12 protein-coding genes are annotated in these 15,531 nt (G+C 68.0%); 8 read left to right on the top strand and 4 right to left on the bottom strand.

The annotated features are described in order from the left end of the window. The 6 genes from clsB to AC1DYI_RS12480 all read left to right on the top strand — a co-directional run. Nucleotides 1-1,244: cardiolipin synthase ClsB (gene clsB / locus AC1DYI_RS12505; protein WP_477204439.1), on the top strand; the 1,244-nt coding region annotated here is incomplete at its 5' end. An 18-nt stretch (nt 1,245-1,262) separates the two neighbouring features. Then, a complete protein-coding gene (locus AC1DYI_RS12500) occupies nt 1,263-1,784 on the top strand; it encodes a class IV adenylate cyclase (protein WP_477204438.1) in 522 nt (173 codons plus the stop codon). A gap of 2 nt (nt 1,785-1,786) precedes the next feature. Beyond that, the gene (locus AC1DYI_RS12495; protein WP_477204437.1) at nt 1,787-3,850 is read left to right on the top strand and encodes an alpha/beta hydrolase family protein; all 2,064 of its coding nucleotides are present in this window, start codon (nt 1,787-1,789) and stop codon (nt 3,848-3,850) included. A 19-nt stretch (nt 3,851-3,869) separates the two neighbouring features. After that, on the top strand, nt 3,870-4,409 hold the full coding sequence (locus tag AC1DYI_RS12490) for a GNAT family N-acetyltransferase (RefSeq protein ID WP_477204436.1): 540 nt from the start codon (nt 3,870-3,872) through the stop codon (nt 4,407-4,409). A gap of 113 nt (nt 4,410-4,522) precedes the next feature. Continuing rightward, nucleotides 4,523-5,236 carry an MgtC/SapB family protein gene (locus AC1DYI_RS12485; protein WP_477204435.1) on the top strand — a complete coding sequence of 238 codons (714 nt, stop codon included), beginning with the start codon at nt 4,523-4,525 and terminating at the stop codon, nt 5,234-5,236. A gap of 120 nt (nt 5,237-5,356) precedes the next feature. Next, nucleotides 5,357-8,983: a P-loop NTPase fold protein gene (locus AC1DYI_RS12480; protein ID WP_477204434.1), complete on the top strand. Its 3,627-nt coding sequence runs from the start codon at nt 5,357-5,359 to the stop codon at nt 8,981-8,983. Here the strand turns inward: AC1DYI_RS12480 and AC1DYI_RS12475 are convergent. Genes AC1DYI_RS12475 through hutI form a run of 4 tightly spaced genes read right to left on the bottom strand, consistent with a single transcriptional unit; the run spans nt 8,980 to nt 12,834 of the window. Next, nucleotides 8,980-9,369 (bottom strand): DUF805 domain-containing protein, encoded by a 390-nt coding sequence (locus tag AC1DYI_RS12475; protein WP_477204433.1) that lies wholly within the window; start codon nt 9,367-9,369, stop codon nt 8,980-8,982. The two genes, AC1DYI_RS12480 and AC1DYI_RS12475, sit on opposite strands and share 4 nt — an antisense overlap. A gap of 51 nt (nt 9,370-9,420) precedes the next feature. After that, a complete protein-coding gene (locus AC1DYI_RS12470; protein ID WP_477204432.1) occupies nt 9,421-10,809 on the bottom strand; it encodes a formimidoylglutamate deiminase in 1,389 nt (462 codons plus the stop codon). Beyond that, complete coding sequence (gene hutG / locus AC1DYI_RS12465; RefSeq protein ID WP_477204431.1) at nt 10,806-11,624, bottom strand: N-formylglutamate deformylase; 819 nt, start codon at nt 11,622-11,624, stop codon at nt 10,806-10,808. Before hutG ends, AC1DYI_RS12470 begins: the two co-directional genes overlap by 4 nt. A gap of 1 nt (nt 11,625) precedes the next feature. Beyond that, the gene (gene hutI / locus AC1DYI_RS12460) at nt 11,626-12,834 is read right to left on the bottom strand and encodes an imidazolonepropionase (protein WP_477204430.1); all 1,209 of its coding nucleotides are present in this window, start codon (nt 12,832-12,834) and stop codon (nt 11,626-11,628) included. 195 nt (nt 12,835-13,029) lie between these two features. Here hutI and AC1DYI_RS12455 point away from each other — a divergent pair, with 195 nt between their 5' ends. Beyond that, the gene (locus tag AC1DYI_RS12455) at nt 13,030-14,031 is read left to right on the top strand and encodes a hypothetical protein (protein WP_477204429.1); all 1,002 of its coding nucleotides are present in this window, start codon (nt 13,030-13,032) and stop codon (nt 14,029-14,031) included. A 208-nt stretch (nt 14,032-14,239) separates the two neighbouring features. Continuing rightward, nucleotides 14,240-15,238: a hypothetical protein gene (locus tag AC1DYI_RS12450; RefSeq protein WP_477204428.1), complete on the top strand. Its 999-nt coding sequence runs from the start codon at nt 14,240-14,242 to the stop codon at nt 15,236-15,238. Nucleotides 15,239-15,531 lie beyond the last annotated feature (293 nt).

The following is a 15,531-nucleotide window of genomic DNA, read 5'->3' as shown; positions in this document are numbered from 1 at the left end:
GGTACGCATTGCCCCAACCCCAGTTCCTGGGCGGCAACGATGCTCGGCTGCTGCGCGGTGGCGACGAATACTTCCCGGCGCTGATCGCAGCCATCGACGCCTCGCTGCACGAGGTCTGGCTGGCGACCTACATCTTTCACAGCGACACCGCGGCCGAAGGCGTGGCCCGTGCGCTCGCGCGGGCCTCGCACCGCGGCGTGCGTGTGCGGGTGGTGGTCGACGGTTTCGGCACCCACCGCGCCTTGCCGCAACTGCAACGCTGGCTTGCCGGTAGCGGTGTGTCGCTGGCGGTCTTCCGGCCGCTCGAGCGCTGGTGGAACTGGCTGCAGCCCGGCCAGCTGCGGCGCCTGCACACCAAGCTGTGCGTGGTCGACGGCACCTACGGCTTCGTCGGCGGCATCAACATCATCGACGATCGCAACGACCTGAACCACGGCATCGACAAAGCGCCGCGGCTGGACTTTGCGGTGGGCTTGCGCGGCCCGGTGGTCGCGCCGATCGAGCAGACCGTGCGGGCGATGTGGACCCGCGCCGCCTTCGGCCACGACTGGCGGGCCGAAGTGCTGTCGATGGCGCGCAGCACCGAGCCACTGGCACAGGCGCGCCGCCTGCTCAGCCGGCTGCGCATCCTGCCCGCGTTGGCGCCACCCGATGCCAACGATCCGAGCCCGGTGCGGGCGGCTTTTCTGGTGCGCGACAACCTGCGCCAGCGCCGCTCGATCGAGCGCGCCTACATCGACGCGATCCGCAGCGCGGTGCGACGCGTCGACCTGGTCTGCCCTTACTTCTACCCCGGCCGCTCGTTTCGCCGCGCCCTGATCAAAGCCGCACGGCGCGGCGTGTGCGTGCGCTTGCTGCTGCAAGGCAAGGTCGACTACCGCTTCGCCGGCCTGGCGGCGCGCGTGCTGTACGACGAGTTGCTGGCTGAAGGGGTGCACATCCACGAGTACCAGCCGGCCTTTCTGCATGCCAAGGCCGCGGTGGTCGACGAAGGCTGGGCCACGCTCGGCAGCTCCAACATCGACCCGCTGTCGCTGCTGCTGAACCTGGAGGCCAACGTCGTGATCCTCGATGAAGACTTCACCGACAGGATGGCGCGAGCCTTCGAGACGGCGCTGAAGGATTCGCGCCAGATCACCGTGGCACCGTTCCAAAAGGGCGCGCTTGCCGTGCTCGGTCGCGGCTTCGTGGCCTGGGTGGCCCATTGGTATCTGCGCATGGCGGGCCTGAGCGGCCGCTACTGAACAAACTCTCATCAAGACATGYCACGCAACATCGAAATCAAGGCCCGCATTTCCGGCGTGCAGCAGTTGCTGCCTCGCGCTGCGGCACTCGCAGGCCAACCGGCCGTCGAGATCCTGCAGGACGACACCTTCTTCGCCTGCCCCAACGGCCGCCTGAAACTGCGCGCCTTCTCGCCCGAGCGCGGTGAGCTGATCTTCTACCAGCGCGCCGATCAACAGGGGCCGAAGGAGTCGTTCTACGTGCTCTCGCCCACCGCGTCACCAGACACACTGCGCGAAGCACTGACGCTGGCCTCGGGCCAGGCCGGCCGCGTGCGCAAGCGCCGGCTGCTGCTGCTGGTGGGCCGCACGCGGGTGCACCTCGACGAGGTCGAGGGCCTGGGCGACTTTCTCGAACTCGAAGTGGTGTTGCGCGACGACGAGTCGGCCGACACTGGCGTGCGGGAGGCACATGCCCTGATGGCGCAGTTGGGCGTCGAGCCTGGCGACCTGGTCGACGGCGCCTACGTCGATCTGCTGGCCTTGGTCAAACCACTATGAACATGACGCATTACTTCCGCGGCTTCCCGCTCACCATCGCCTTGGCCCTCGGTTCGCTGGCTGGCGTCACGCTGGCAGCGGCGCCGGCCGGCTTTCGCGGCGGCAGCTACCAGGGCCTGATCGACCTGGATGGTGAGCTGAACCCCGCTCGCGTGCAGTTCACAGCGGTGGGCGCAGGCTGGTCGGCGCAGGTCCAGATCGAGGGGCGCGAGCAGGCCTTGCCGGCCACCGTGGCGCTCGCCGGCAACGAGCTGTCGCTGCAGTTGCCGGGCCCCAATGGCACGGTGCGCTGCGTGGGCGCGATCGACGGCCCAGCGGTAGTGGCGCCGCCAGCGGCCGCCGGCTGCCGGCTCGAACTTGTCGCGAGCGAAGACCATGGCTTGGCCGAACGCTTGAAAGGCGGCTGGCTGGACGATGAAGGCCAGGCCTATGCGATCGCCCGCTCCGGCGACTCACCGGCGCCGATGTGGCTCGATTACCAGACCGGCGCCTGGCGCCAACTTGTCGAGCGCGACGGCGCGCTGCACGCTGGCACACGCATCGGCTCACCATGGCCGCAGGCTTTCAGCCTGCAGCCCGACGGCGCCGACATGCGCTTGCGCACTGGGCCTTCCGATGCTGGCCGGCGCTTGCACCGCCTGGCAGTCAGCGAACAGCCTCTGGCCTGGAGCGGCGGCGACGCCACGCTGAAGGGCACGTTGATCCTGCCTCCCGGCAAAGGGCCGTTCCCGGCGGTCGTGTTGACCCACATGTCTTCGCCAGCCATACGCGACGGCTACCTGGAGTTCGCCTATTTCTTCGCGGCACGGGGCATCGCGGCGCTGGTCTACGACCGTCGCGGCAGCGGCGAATCCACCGGCAGCGAAGGCAGTGCAGGCATGCAGCGCCTGGCCGACGATGCCGTTGCTGCGGCCGAGGCATTGGCAGCCTTGCCGCAGATCGACGCCCGCCGCATCGGCACGTGGGGCCACAGCCAAGGCGGCTGGATCGCGCCGGTCGCGGCGGCGCGCTCGTCGCGCATCTCGTTCGTCATCGCGCAGTCGGCCTCGGGCGTCTCCCCGGCACTGCAAGAGATGTTCCGCGTCGAGCACAACGCGCGCGACGCCGGCTTGAGCGAGGCCGAAGTGGTCGCCGCGCTGGACTACGAGCGCCGGCTGATGGAATGGGTGCGCAGCGGCGCGGGGCGCGACGAGATCCATGCCCTGACCAAGGCGAATCAGAACGCTCGCTGGGCCCGCTTCGTTGAGCTGAACGACAACCTGCCGGACAAGCCCAGCGCGCGCAGCCAGTCGTTCTGGTGGTTCGACCCGGCGCCCGAGCTGGCGCAGGTGCGCGTGCCGGTGCTCGTGATCCACGGCGACCGCGACGGCTATGTGCCGGTCGAGGCGAGCCTGCCGATCCTGCGTCGTGCGCTCGCTGGCACCGAGGCGGAGTTCCATCTGCTGCCGCGCGCCGCGCACGGCCTGTGGGTGGGCGAAGCCGACAGCGGCCGCGAGGCGGTTCGCTCACCGGGCTTTCACCCCGACTACTGGCCGCTGCTGCGGCGCTGGTTGCAGGCGCATGCGCTGGGCCAACCGCCGGCGCCGACTTGCGAGGCATTGCTGCAGGCGCACCTGAAGACCGACCTGTCGCTGCCCTACGAGACCTTCGACCAGACCGAAGGCCAGGGCTTCCGCGTGCTCGCCGCCGAGGGTTGCAACAAAGAGGGCGCCGACCTGATCGAGGCTTATCTGCGGGGCAGGCCGTCTGCCGAGTCGTCGCTGCGCTGGCACGTCGCCCAATTGCGCGCCAGCGCCGGGCAGGCGGCCGAGGCCATCGTCGCTGCCAGGAGCGTGCTGAACCCACGCGAAGACCTGGCCAAGGACCCGTTCCGCTGGAACGACTACGTGCTGGCCACGATCGCCTTTCTGGAACGCGACAAGGCGGCGTTGCAGCGCCATCGCGACAAGGTGGCCGAAGGCCGCGATGCCCACATGGGCAACGCGATGAACCTGAAGCTGCTCGACGCCCTCATCAAATACTTCGACACCAGCTACGCCTACGCCACCAGCCGCATTGGCCAATGACCGGGCGGTGCGGCCCAACATGACTGCCGACGCGACGTCGCACCTACCCACCGTCTGGTTGTTCGAGACGGCGCGCTTGCGGGTTCGCCGCATCGAGCCTGGCGACGGTGCGGCGATGCTGGCGGTCTACGGCGATGCAGAAGCGATGCGCTGGGTCGGCGACGGCCGGCCGCTCGTTCGCGAGCAGTGCGAAGAATGGATCGGCGTCACGCTGCGAAACTACGCGACACGCGGCTACGGCATGGTCGCGCTGGTCGAGCGGGCCACCGGCGAGGCGATCGGCTTTTGCGGCCTGGTGCACCCGGATGGCCAACCCGAAGCCGAGATCAAATACGCGCTGCGTCGCGACCATTGGGGCCGAGGCCTGGCCACCGAAGCGGCTGCAGCATTGCTGGCCTGGGGCGCGTCGGCGCTGGGCCTGCAACAGGTGATCGCGACCACGGCGCTCGAGAACACCGACTCGCATCGTGTGCTGTTGAAGATCGGCATGCAGCGCGGTGAAGTGCGCCACAACCTGGACGGTTCGCGCACCCAGCTGTTCATCTGGACCGCAGCCTGACAGCCAGCATGCCAACAAGCACCGTGTTGACGCGACGCAGCAACGGCATGCCACTTGCCCACTCGGCGCCGAGGGGGTAGAACCAAGCTGACACACTCACGAAAAGGCGCCGCATGACCTGGCCCGACTTGTCGCTGGGGGGTGATTTCCTGAGGATTGCGCTGCACCTGGTCGGCGCCCTGGCGGCGGGCGGCATGATCGGGTTGGAGCGCAGCATCCATGGCCGGCCCGCCGGCTTTCGCACCCATGCGCTGGTGGCCTTGGCTTCGAGCGTGCTGATGGTGGTGCCGATGTACCAGGGCCAGTGGCTGCCCGGCTTCGCGCAAGACAGCTTCCGCACCGACCCCACGCGCATGGCGCAGGGCATCATGACCGGCATCGGTTTCCTCGGTGCCGGCGTGATCTTCAAGGACGGGCTGTCGGTGCGTGGCCTGACGACTGCGGCTTCGATCTGGGTCACCGCGGCGATCGGCATCCTGATCGGCATCGGCTTCTACGGGCCGGCGCTGCTGGCCACGGCGTTGACGCTGGTCGCGCTGTCCCTGTTCCGCTGGATCGAGGATCGCCTGCCGACGCACCACTACGCGCATCACTCGGTGCGTTTCCAGCGCCACCAGGCGATGGCCGAGCCCGAGCTGCGCGCCTTCCTGAAGGAGCACGGCTTCACGATCGCTCAGATGAGCTACCGCGCATTCGACGACGAGCCCGATTTCGAATACCGCATGGTGTTGCGCACGACCAATCATCAGAACATTCCGCGGCTGGCGGTCGTGCTGCGCGACCGGCCCGATGTGCGCGCGTTCCGCATCTCGCCGACAGGCGATTGACCACGCCTTCTCCGTCGGCCAGGCCCGGGTTCTAGGGGCCGCGTGCCTTCCGGCCATTGCAGTGCCGGCCGGCTGATCCCAGAATCCGCGCCACGCCCATCTCAGGGCGCGGGAGTGTCGATGCAGGCTGTGCCCCCTGTGCCCGTCGCCCAAGCTGGCGAGCCGCGCGACTGGCTGGGCTACCAACGTTACGCCGATGCGCTGTGGGCGCGCATCGTGCACAACTTCGCCCTCGACAGCGACGCGCGCAGCGCAGCAGCGGCGGCGAAGAAGCCCGATGGCCGCGACCTGCCGACCGGGGATCCACTGGTCGTCGGCGTCTACGGCGAATGGGGCGTGGGCAAGAGCCGCCTGCTGGAGCTGATGTACCAGCTTGCCGCGCGCCAGAACGTGGAAGACTGTGCCCAGCGCGTGCGCGATCCGCAGGCCTATGAAGCCAGCCCCGCGTTGCGCCTGACGGTGCCGGTCTGGTTCCACCCCTGGAAGTACGAGCACGAGCCGCATTTGGCGGTGCCTCTGCTGATGCACCTGGCCGAAGCGGTGCAGCGCACGCTGGGCAGTGCCGCTTCGATCGACGAGCAGGCCAAGCAGTTGCTGTTGGAGCGGGGTGAGGACGTTGCCGCAGCGGCCGAGCGCTTGAAGCAGGTCGCCGGGGCCTTCCAGGCCGCGGCCAAGATCGCGCACAAGGTGGCAGGCAACGGGCTGGTCAAGACGACCGCGAGCCTCGCCGCCGGTTACTTCGGCTTCGGCGCGGCGGCTGAGCGCTCGCTGAGTTGGGTCGAGCAGACGGCCGCGAAGTTTCTGCCCGACGCGCCAGAGGGCGACAAGCCGGCCGAGCAAGCCGTCGCCAAAGAACCCAGCCTGCGCGAGCGTCTGTTCGGCAAGTCCGCCGAGGTGCTGGCCCAGGCCACGCCCGAGGCCAGCGCCGATGGCCGTTACTACTACAACGTGCACCGTTACCTCAGCGAGCTGACGCACATCAGCCGCGACGCGGCCAAACGGCTGGGGCACGAATCGCTGCGCCACGACATCCACCTGAACTTCGTCGTCTTCGTCGACGACCTCGACCGCTGCCTGCCGGAAAAGGCGGTCGAGGTGCTCGAGGTGATCAAGACGGTGCTCAACGTCGAGAGCTTCGCTTTCGTGATCGCGCTCGACGACGAGGTGATCGAACGCGGCATCAGCTACCGCTACCGCGAGTACCGCTTCCAGAACGCCAAGCCCGAGATGCCGATCACCGGCTTCGAGTACCTGGAGAAGATCGTCCACCTGCCGTTCCGGCTGCCGCAGCTGACACGCGCACAGGCGGTGGAGTTTCTGCGGCGGCAGGAAGAGCGGCTGCTCGCACCCACGGCGAGCGATCCAACAGCCGCGGCCATCACGCCGGTGCGTTTGTGGTTCGTGCCCGACCCCGCGACCGGCGAACTGCAGGCCTCGCCGCTGGTGCACCTGCTGCTCGACAGCTTCGACGCTTTCGTGCCGCGCAAGCTCGGCCGCACGCTGGAGCTGATGCACCAGTTCCAGCAGGTGTTCACCGCGCGCGGCACGCCGATCCAGCCGCCACCGGCCGGGTTCACCGCCACCGGCAATGCGGCCGATGCACGCATGGTGCTGTGCTGCGTGTTGCTGCAGCTGTTCGCGCCCGAGATCTTCCGGCTGCTGCGCCGGCGGCCGGAGCTGTTCGGTCACTGGATGCGGGCCTACCTGGTGCAGGACCAGACGCGGAACCCGGTGTTCGTCTGGCAGAAGACAGCGGGCGACCAGTTGATGACCCTGGACGTGTCGGATGCAGACCTGTACCGCTGGGTCGCGCTGGGATCGCAGGCGGGGACGTTGGTGCAGACGCCGCCGCCGGGTCAGACCGCGGGCCCCAGTGTGCAACTGCCGATTAACTCGCAGCGGGACCAATGGGGTGACTACCTGGGGCGCACCCAGTTGTCCGCCAGCGATCGCTATTCGGTCGAACAGATCCGCCTGCCGCTGGCCGCTGCATTGAGCGGCTTTCGCGAGATGCAACGCCACGCCTTCGCGCCGCTGCGGATTGGCGGTGCGATGGCCTATGCGACGGGTTGGACGGCCGGCGCGGTGCCTCGGTTGCAGGAATATCTGAATCTGTTCAGCGATCAGTTGATGGCCGCGGTGGTGGTCACGCCAGCTCCCACCGCGCCGGTGCCGGTACCAATGCCGCAGGCGCCCAGCCCGGTCCCGGTGGCGACGCCGTCATCGGCAGTCACCACCGCCGGTGCCATCGATACGGTCGTTCGGGTGCCGGCGCCAGCCGCCGTCTCGCAGCCGCCACAGCAGCCGCCACCGCCGCCGGCACTCGCTGCGCGGCCCGTGCGCCAGGTGCAGCCCAATCAGATGCTGGAGCTGTTGAGCAGCTCGGATGCCTCGACCCGCGCGGCGCTGCCGGATCGCCTGGGATTGCAACCCGGTGAAATGATCGATGAGCGGGCGGTGAAGGTCCTGGCCAGGGCTTTGCGCGATGACCCGAACCTGGACGATCGTCGCTCGCTCGAAGCGCTGGCCGCGCTGGCCCCGTTCCTCGATCCGGCGACGGTGGAGGCCGCTGACTCCTGGCCGGACTTCGAGCTACCCCCAATGCCACGGGAGGCGCCGGAGGTTTGCATCGAGACTTGTCGACCGTATGCGACGCTGGCTATCCACCGGCTCGACCAAGCACTGGGCCTGGGCCGCGTGCTCGCAGGGCTGCAGCCAGCTCTGCTCGGCATCGTCGACGCTCCCAACTTGCCTCTGTCGCTTCGCTCGATCGCGGCCGACCAGTTGGGCGCCGTGGGCGACCCGCGGTTCGACTTCGACGCCAGCCTCGCATGGCTTCCGCGGCGGCGGGCGCAAATCAAACCGTCTGACGACGAGTCTTGGCGCGAGAGCACGGCGGTGGAGGAGCCGGTGCTTGGTTTCGTCCGCATTGCCGGTCGCGGCGACCTGGCCACGCCAGAAGGCGAGTTGACGCGAAATGTCTACCTTGGTCGTACCTTGGTCACTGTGCGACAGTACGAAGCGTTCATTGCAGACGATGGCTATGCCGACGATAGTCTGTGGGATTTGGACGGCCAGGCTTGGCGTGAGGGTGCCTTTGATGCGCTGGCTGGCGAAGCCGCCGGCGTAATGCCGTCACGGCCAGTTGGTCAGCGCCGTATACCCTGGCGCTGGATTGAGCAGTGCTTGACGCCGACCCATCCGGTCGTCGGTATCTGCTGGTACGAAGCTCGTGCCTATGCCGCATGGCTAGGGCGCCGCTTGCATCCAATCCTGTCGGATGCCGGGCTAGCCAGCCATCGTGTGCGATTACCAATTGACCCCGAGTGGGAGAGTGCGGTTATTACTCGCGACTCTCTACCGCGGAAAGGGGTGTGGACGATTCCGGACTCTCTGGCTTTCGCTGCCAATCTGGAGATGGCGCGCCTAGGTCACAGTTCGGCAGTGGGGCTGTTTCAGTCCCATCCGCTGGGGTGTTTCGACCTGCTTGGCAATGCCTGGGAGTGGATGGACAACGACGTCTTTCAGTTTTCCGATGGGACTGTCCGCCGAATCGAGTTGGCTGCAACGTTCCGCGATCATCGGGTTAGTGCGCAGGCGGCCATGGCCTTGCGCGGGGGGGCATGGCAGACCACTCGAAACGAAGTACTTGGCGGGGCCCGAACCAGCCGTATGCCCTGGGAGCACGATGACGCCGTTGGCCTACGTGTCGCGCTGGTGCCTCAACCAACCACCACTCAAGCCTAACGCCCAGGCTCCGAACCAAACCGGTTCTCGCCGCGTGTCCCCGGCAAGAACCCGTTGTCGATCAACGCCCACAGCTGCCCGATCAGCGGCAGCAGCGTCACCAGCACCCACCAGGCCGAGCGGTCGCGGTCGTGCCAGCGCTTGGCCGAGATCGCGATCGCGGGCCAGGCGATCAGCAGGTTGGCCAGTTTCTCGGCGCGGTCGGGGGGGAAGCCAGCGATCTCGAGCAAGGCCATCAAGACCATGCCCACCACCAGCAGCACCAGCACGCCGTGCATCCAGAAGCTGCGCCGGTTGATGCGGCCCTGCAGCCCCACGTAGAGCTCCCAGGACGTCATGTCCTCGAGCAGGGGCGGCGAGGTGTGGTGGGTCGGCAGCGCGAACATGCGACCAGTATTCCACGCTGACCCCGCGCAAGCTTGCCTCAGCGCAAGACTTCAGGGCGTGTCGACCCAGAGCTGTTGCATCGCCGCCTCGAAACGGCCCTGCCGCTCGCTGTTGCCGCGGTGGTGGTGGTTCTGCACGACCCAGTCACCGGCCACCATCACGTCGCGCCAGGGCCGGCCGGGGCTGGAAAAGACCAGCGCATCGAGCAGCCGGCTGGGCGGGATGCCGGCGAGGCTGGCGTCGCCCAGGTCGACCACCAGCAGGTCGGCCCGCGCGCCGGGGTGGATGCCCCACAGCGCCTCGCCGCAGGCGCTGGCGCCGCCGGTGAGCGCGCTTTGCCACAGGCGCTCGGCCGTGGCCGGTTGGCCCGCTTCGGGCGCCGCGGCGACGTTGCGGCACTTCAGGCTCAGGCGCTGGCCGTAGTCGAGCCAGCGCAGCTCTTCGCGCCAGGCGCGGGTCACGTGGCTGTCCGAGCCGATGGCCAGGGGCACACCGGCTTTCAGCCAGGCGGGGATGTCGGTCAGGCCGTCGCCCAGGTTGGCCTCGGTGCTGGGGCAGATCACCGCGGTGCTGCCGCAGTGGGCCACCGCCATGATCTCGGCCCGGTTGACGTGGGTCGCGTGCACCAGCTGCCAGCGCGCATCGAGCAGGCCCTGCTCGGCCAGCCATTCGACCGGGCGCAGGCCGGTGGCGGCCAGGCAGTCGCGCACTTCGGCCGGTTGTTCGGCGACGTGGATGTGGACCGCGCCGCTGAAGCCTTCGGTCAAGGCCTGCAGGCGATGAATCGATTCGGGCGCCGCGGCGCGCAGCGAGTGGATCGCCACGCCCGCATTCAGCCGCACATGGGCCTGCGCCTGCACCGCCTGCGCGGCAGCCCAGACCTCGTCTGCGCCCAAGTGAAAGCGGGCCTGATCCGGCCGCAGCGTCGGCTGCGTGAAGCCGGCGCGTTCGTACAGCACCGGCAGCACCGTCAGGCCGATGCCGACGTCGGCCGCCGCCTCGATCAGCGCCTGGATCATCGTGTGGCGCTCGGGGTAGGGCTGGCCACCGGGCTGGTGCTGCACGTAGTGGAACTCGCAGACCTGGGTGTAGCCGCCGCGCAGCAGTTCGCTGTAGAGCTGCGCTGCGATCGCGCGCAGCATCGCCGGGTYGACCGCGCCGGCCACGCGGTACATCCGGTCGCGCCAGCTCCAGAAATCGTCGCCTTCGGATTCGCGTCGCTCGGCCAGGCCGGCGAAGGCGCGCTGGAAGGCGTGGCTGTGCGCGTTGACCAGGCCTGGCAGCACCGGGCCGGCCAGCTTGGTGACGCCTTCGGGCGCTGGCGTGTCGGGCTGGACCAGTTGCCAGCGGCCCTGGCCGTCGACTTCCAGCAACACTGCTTCGCGCCAGCCGCCCGGCAGCCAGGCGCGTGTGGCCCAGAAGGTGGTCTCGGTGCTCATACCTTGGGGGTCCAATCGAGTGCGGTTTGCAACAGTGCGCGCAGCACCGGCTGCAGGCGCGCGGTGCGGGTGGGGTCGACCTGGTAGGGCGGAGATTCAGGCATGTAGGTCGACCAGCACATCTCCAATTGCACCGCGTGCACGCCCTGGCCGGGCTGGCCATAGTGGCGGGTGATGTGGCCACCCTTGAAGCGGCCGTCGACGACCTGGGTGAAGGCGGTCTGCGTCTCCAGCACATCGGCCAGCGCCGCGCGCAGGGCGGGCGCGCAGCTTTTGCCTTCGGCGGTGCCCAGGTTCAGATCAGGCAGCTTGCCTTCGAACAGCCACGGCAGCTCGCTCTTGATGCTGTGGCCGTCGAACAGCACTGCATGGCCGTGCTCGGCCTTCAGCCGCGCCAGCTCGTTGCGCAGCGCGTCGTGGTAAGGCTGCCAGTAGGTGGCGCGACGCTCGTCGATCTGYGGCGGCGTAGGCGCACAGCCTTCGCGGTAAAGCGGCTCGCCGGTGAAAAAGCGCGTCGGGCACAGCTCGGTGTTGTTCGCACCGGCGTACATCGGCGTGTTCTCCGGCGGGCGGTTCAGGTCGATCACGAAGCGTGAATACACCGGCACGATCAGGCTGGCGCCCAGTTCGCGCGCGAAGGCGTAGACCTCGTCCAGGTGCCAGTCGGTGTCTTCGACCTGCAGCGCGCGCTCGGTGTACATCGGCTGCAGCGCGGGCGGGATCTGGCGGCCCACGTGCGGCAGGCTGACCAGCAGCGGGCGGCTGCCGCGGACGAGGGTGAAACTCGGGGTGTTCAAGGTGTCTGTCGTGGTCATGTCAGGCTTCGATCAGGTGCCCGCCGGCGACGACGCCGCGGCATGCGCGCTCGCCGAAACGGTAGGCCAATTCGTTTGGGTGGTCCACCGCCCAGAGCGCGAAATCGGCCCGGTAGCCGGCACGCAGTTGGCCGTGGCTGGCGCCTAGGCCCAAGGCGGTGGCGGCGTGGCGCGTGGCACCGGCCAGCGCCTCTTCCGGTGTCAGGCGGAACAGCGTGCAGGCCATGTTCAGCATCAGCGGCAGCGACAAGGTGGGCGACGAGCCGGGGTTGTGGTCGGTCGCGATCGCGATCGGCACGCCGGCGGCCCGCAGCGCCGCGATCGGCGGCAGCTTGGTTTCGCGCAGGAAGTAATAGGCGCCGGGTAGCAGCATCGCCACCGTGCTGGCCGCGGCCATGGCCGCAATGCCCTCGTCGCTGAGGTATTCGAGGTGGTCGGCGCTCAAGGCGGCGTAGCGCGCGGCCAGCGCGGCGCCGCCGGAGTCGCTCAACTGCTCGGCGTGCAGCTTGACCGGCAGGCCGAGCGTGCGTGCGGCATGGAAGACTCTTTCGATCTGCGCCGGCGTGAAAGCGATGCGCTCGCAAAAGCCGTCCACCGCGTCGACCAGGCCCTCGGCGTGCCACTGCGGCAGCCACTGGCAAATGGCGTCGATGTAGTCGTCGGCACGGCCTTCGAATTCGGGTGGCAGTGCGTGTGCGGCAAGCGAGGTGGTGCGCACGGTGATCGGCAGGGTCTGGGCGATGCGCCGCGCCGCACGCAAGCAGCGTGCCTCGTGCTCCAGGCTCAGCCCGTAGCCCGACTTGATCTCGACCGTGGTCACGCCTTCGGCCATCAGGGTGCGGGCGCGGGCCAATGCGGCATCGAACAGTGCATCGTCGCTGGCTTCGCGCGTTGCGGCGACTGTCGAGCGGATGCCGCCGCCGGCCCGGGCGATCTCTTCGTAGGTCGCGCCCTGCAGGCGCAGCTCGAATTCGCGCGCGCGGTGGCCACCGTAGACAAGGTGGGTGTGCGCGTCGATCAGCCCTGGCGTGACCAGCAGGCCGTGCAGGTCGGTTGGCTCCAGCGCAGCCCGTTCGGGCGCGCTCAGCAGATGCTGCAGGGCTGCGTCGGCCTCTCCCGATGGTCCGACCCAGGCGATCTGCTCGCCGTGGGTCAGCAGGTCACCCTGCGGCAGCCAGCCCCAGGCCGGGGCGCCGGGTTGGCAGGACATCGTGGCCAGGCATGCACCGCGCCACCAGCGCCAGGCGGGCGCCGCTTGCAAAGATGGTGTTGCCGTGGAACGCCTAGTATCGATTGTCATGTTTCGTCACGATGCCTAACTGGAATTTAGGGGGGATTACCGATTGTTCACATTCTGGCCAGGGCTTGGGCATAGGATGCGCCGCTTAGCCCGGGAGAGAACAACATGCTGGACCTTCGCTCGGCCCTGCCGCCGGTTGCCAAATCTCATCTGCTGCGCCGCGGTGCCGCGCAGGCGGTGACGCCGCCGCTGTACCGCATCGAGGCTCTGCCCGGTATAGGCGACTACACGGCGGTGTCGGCCGAAGAGATCAACCACCAGGGCTGGGTGGTCGGCGTGGCCTACATCAACGCCGACGAGTGGGCCGTCTACCTGTATGCCGATGGCCAGTCGCGCCTGCTGCCGGGTGGGCGCTTCGCCTATGGCCATGGCCTGAATGACCGCGGCGACGTGGTCGGCACTCGCGATGGCGAGGCCTGCTGGTGGCCCCAAGGTGGCGAGCGGCAGATACTTGTCGGCATGCGCCGGGCGGCATCGATCAACAACTTCGGCCAGGTGGCCGGCGGCGCGTTTTTCGGCGGTGAGCACGAGCGGGCCGCCCTGTTCAGCGACGGCGAGCTGATCGACCTGGGCACACTGGGCGGCGCCACCAGCGTGGCCACGGGCATCAACGATGCGGGGCAGGTGTGCGGCTACTCGGCCCTCGCGTCGGGCGAGGTGCATGCCTTTTTGTGGCAGCCGGTGCTGGGCCTGCAAGACCTGGGCACGCTGGGCGGCCCCGACAGCCGGGCCATGGCGATCAACGCTGCCGGCGCGGTGCTGGGCCGCAGCGACGACATTGATGGTGATGCCGTGGCGTTCATTCGCACTGGCGACGGCCTGGTGGCGTTGCCCGAGGTCGGCGAGATGGATCTGTCGGCGTTCTCGCTCAACCGCCATGGCGAGGCGGTGGGCCAACTGACCGGCGCGAACGGCAAATGGGTCGCGTCGCTGACACGCGGCRGCAAGACCCGCAAGCTGATGAACCTGCTCGACGCCAGCGGCACCGAATGGAAATCGCTCAGCGTCGCGCTCGGCATCAACGACGCCGGCCAGATCGCCGGCGTGGGCCAGCGGCAGCACGAGCGCACCGAGCGCGCGTTCATCGCGACACCGCTGCCGCGCTGACGCGGCGTTGCCCCATGACCTGTGCCGAAGTGATGGGGTCATCGGCACGCCACCCCTGCGACCTGTGGCGAAGGGCGTTGGATGGGTCACCATTTGATTGGCACGATCAAGGGTTGCAACGCCAAGCCCGTCGGGCAAGTTGCGGTCGCAGGACTTGAGTCTTAGTATTCACGCCGCTCGATGAGCGTCCATCGAAAGGAGGACATCGATGGCTGGTTTCATGATTCGAGTTGCGGCGCTGGCGCTGGCGCTGCTCTTGAGCTCGACATCCGCGATGGCAGAGTTGCCCATCTACCGGATCGAGGCGCTTGATCGTGCCGGGCCAGTCCACCCGGTGGACGCGAGGGCCATCAATCACCGCGGCGACTTCACCGGAATAGGTGGCAAGCCTTCTTACCTTGCGTATTCCGATTTCAAGGGGATCGTCCGTTCCTTGGAAGACAGCGCGCGCACCAACATTCTGTCGATCAACGACCATGGCGACATCCTCGGGCAGCGCGATGGCCTGACGATTGTGTGGTGGCGAGGTGGGGCGCGCGAAGAACTCGCCATTGGCGGGGCCGACATCAACGGGGCAGGTCAAATTTCGGGCGATGCGTACTTCGGGCCTGACGCACATGCCGTGTTGTACGACCATGGCCGTGTCGTTGACCTTGGCACGCTCGGCGGCAAGAGCAGCTATGGCTCGCGCATCAACGTAAGCGGTGACATCACGGGGTCTGCTGATCTCCCAGACGGAACGTCTCACGGCTTCGTTTGGCGAGGCGGTGTGATGATCGACTTGGGCGTGCTCGATGCCGACAAATACAGCCTCGGTAACGACATCAATGCCGCAGGGCACGTTTGCGGGTCTTCCACCGAATTGTCTGGCTACGCCGGCAAGCCGTTCTTCTACGACGGCGCTGAAATGCATGCCCTGCCGATGTTCAGCGGGCGATATCGCCGATGGCAACCTTCGACTATCAATCGTCATGACGAGATCGTCGGCAACGGTGGGCGTGAGGGGGCGGTGTATTACTGGCGAGGCAAGTTGCGCTATTTGAAAGACTTGCTGGATGCTTCCGGCGCGGACTGGAGCGAACTGGTGGCGTATGGGATCAACGATGAGGGCGTGATCGTTGGACACGGCCAATATCAGAGCAAATCGCATGCATTTGTTGCGACGCCAATCGAGCCGGCGGCCCGCGCGTTGCGGTACCGACCTTGACTTGCCGGGTTGTGAACAGCAGGAGATCACTTCGCGGTAACGCTTGATGACAGCCACCATGCGCGGAGATTCGACGTACCCCGCCCATCGATTCGCCAAGTGATTGGCTGCGGCGTGTCGCACCAGGCCAGGCTGTGAGCCGGCAGGTCGAGCGCGCTGCCGTCATYGGCCTGAAGCTGTGCGGCAGACGCGGTGTACAGGCCGCGCCAGCGGGCCGCGACGGGCAGCGCGCTGTTGGGCATCGCGCCCCACATCGTGGTGGTGGTGGCGGTGGGGCCGGCACTGTGCCGGCC

The sequence above is a fragment of the Ideonella sp. P3_A4 genome, from assembly GCF_056403075.1.
This window is presented reverse-complemented; position numbering and strand designations above follow the sequence as displayed.

What these genes read in the sequence shown, in the direction of transcription:
- AC1DYI_RS12450 (WP_477204428.1), top strand. Translation starts at nt 14,240, where the DNA reads ATGGCTGGTTTCATGATTCGAGTTGCGGCGCTGGCGCTGGCGCTGCTC.
- hutI (WP_477204430.1), bottom strand. Translation starts at nt 12,834, where the DNA reads ATGTCCTGCCAACCCGGCGCCCCGGCCTGGGGCTGGCTGCCGCAGGGT.
- AC1DYI_RS12490 (WP_477204436.1), top strand. Translation starts at nt 3,870, where the DNA reads ATGACTGCCGACGCGACGTCGCACCTACCCACCGTCTGGTTGTTCGAG.
- AC1DYI_RS12495 (WP_477204437.1), top strand. Translation starts at nt 1,787, where the DNA reads ATGACGCATTACTTCCGCGGCTTCCCGCTCACCATCGCCTTGGCCCTC.
- AC1DYI_RS12475 (WP_477204433.1), bottom strand. Translation starts at nt 9,369, where the DNA reads ATGTTCGCGCTGCCGACCCACCACACCTCGCCGCCCCTGCTCGAGGAC.
- AC1DYI_RS12485 (WP_477204435.1), top strand. Translation starts at nt 4,523, where the DNA reads ATGACCTGGCCCGACTTGTCGCTGGGGGGTGATTTCCTGAGGATTGCG.
- AC1DYI_RS12480 (WP_477204434.1), top strand. Translation starts at nt 5,357, where the DNA reads ATGCAGGCTGTGCCCCCTGTGCCCGTCGCCCAAGCTGGCGAGCCGCGC.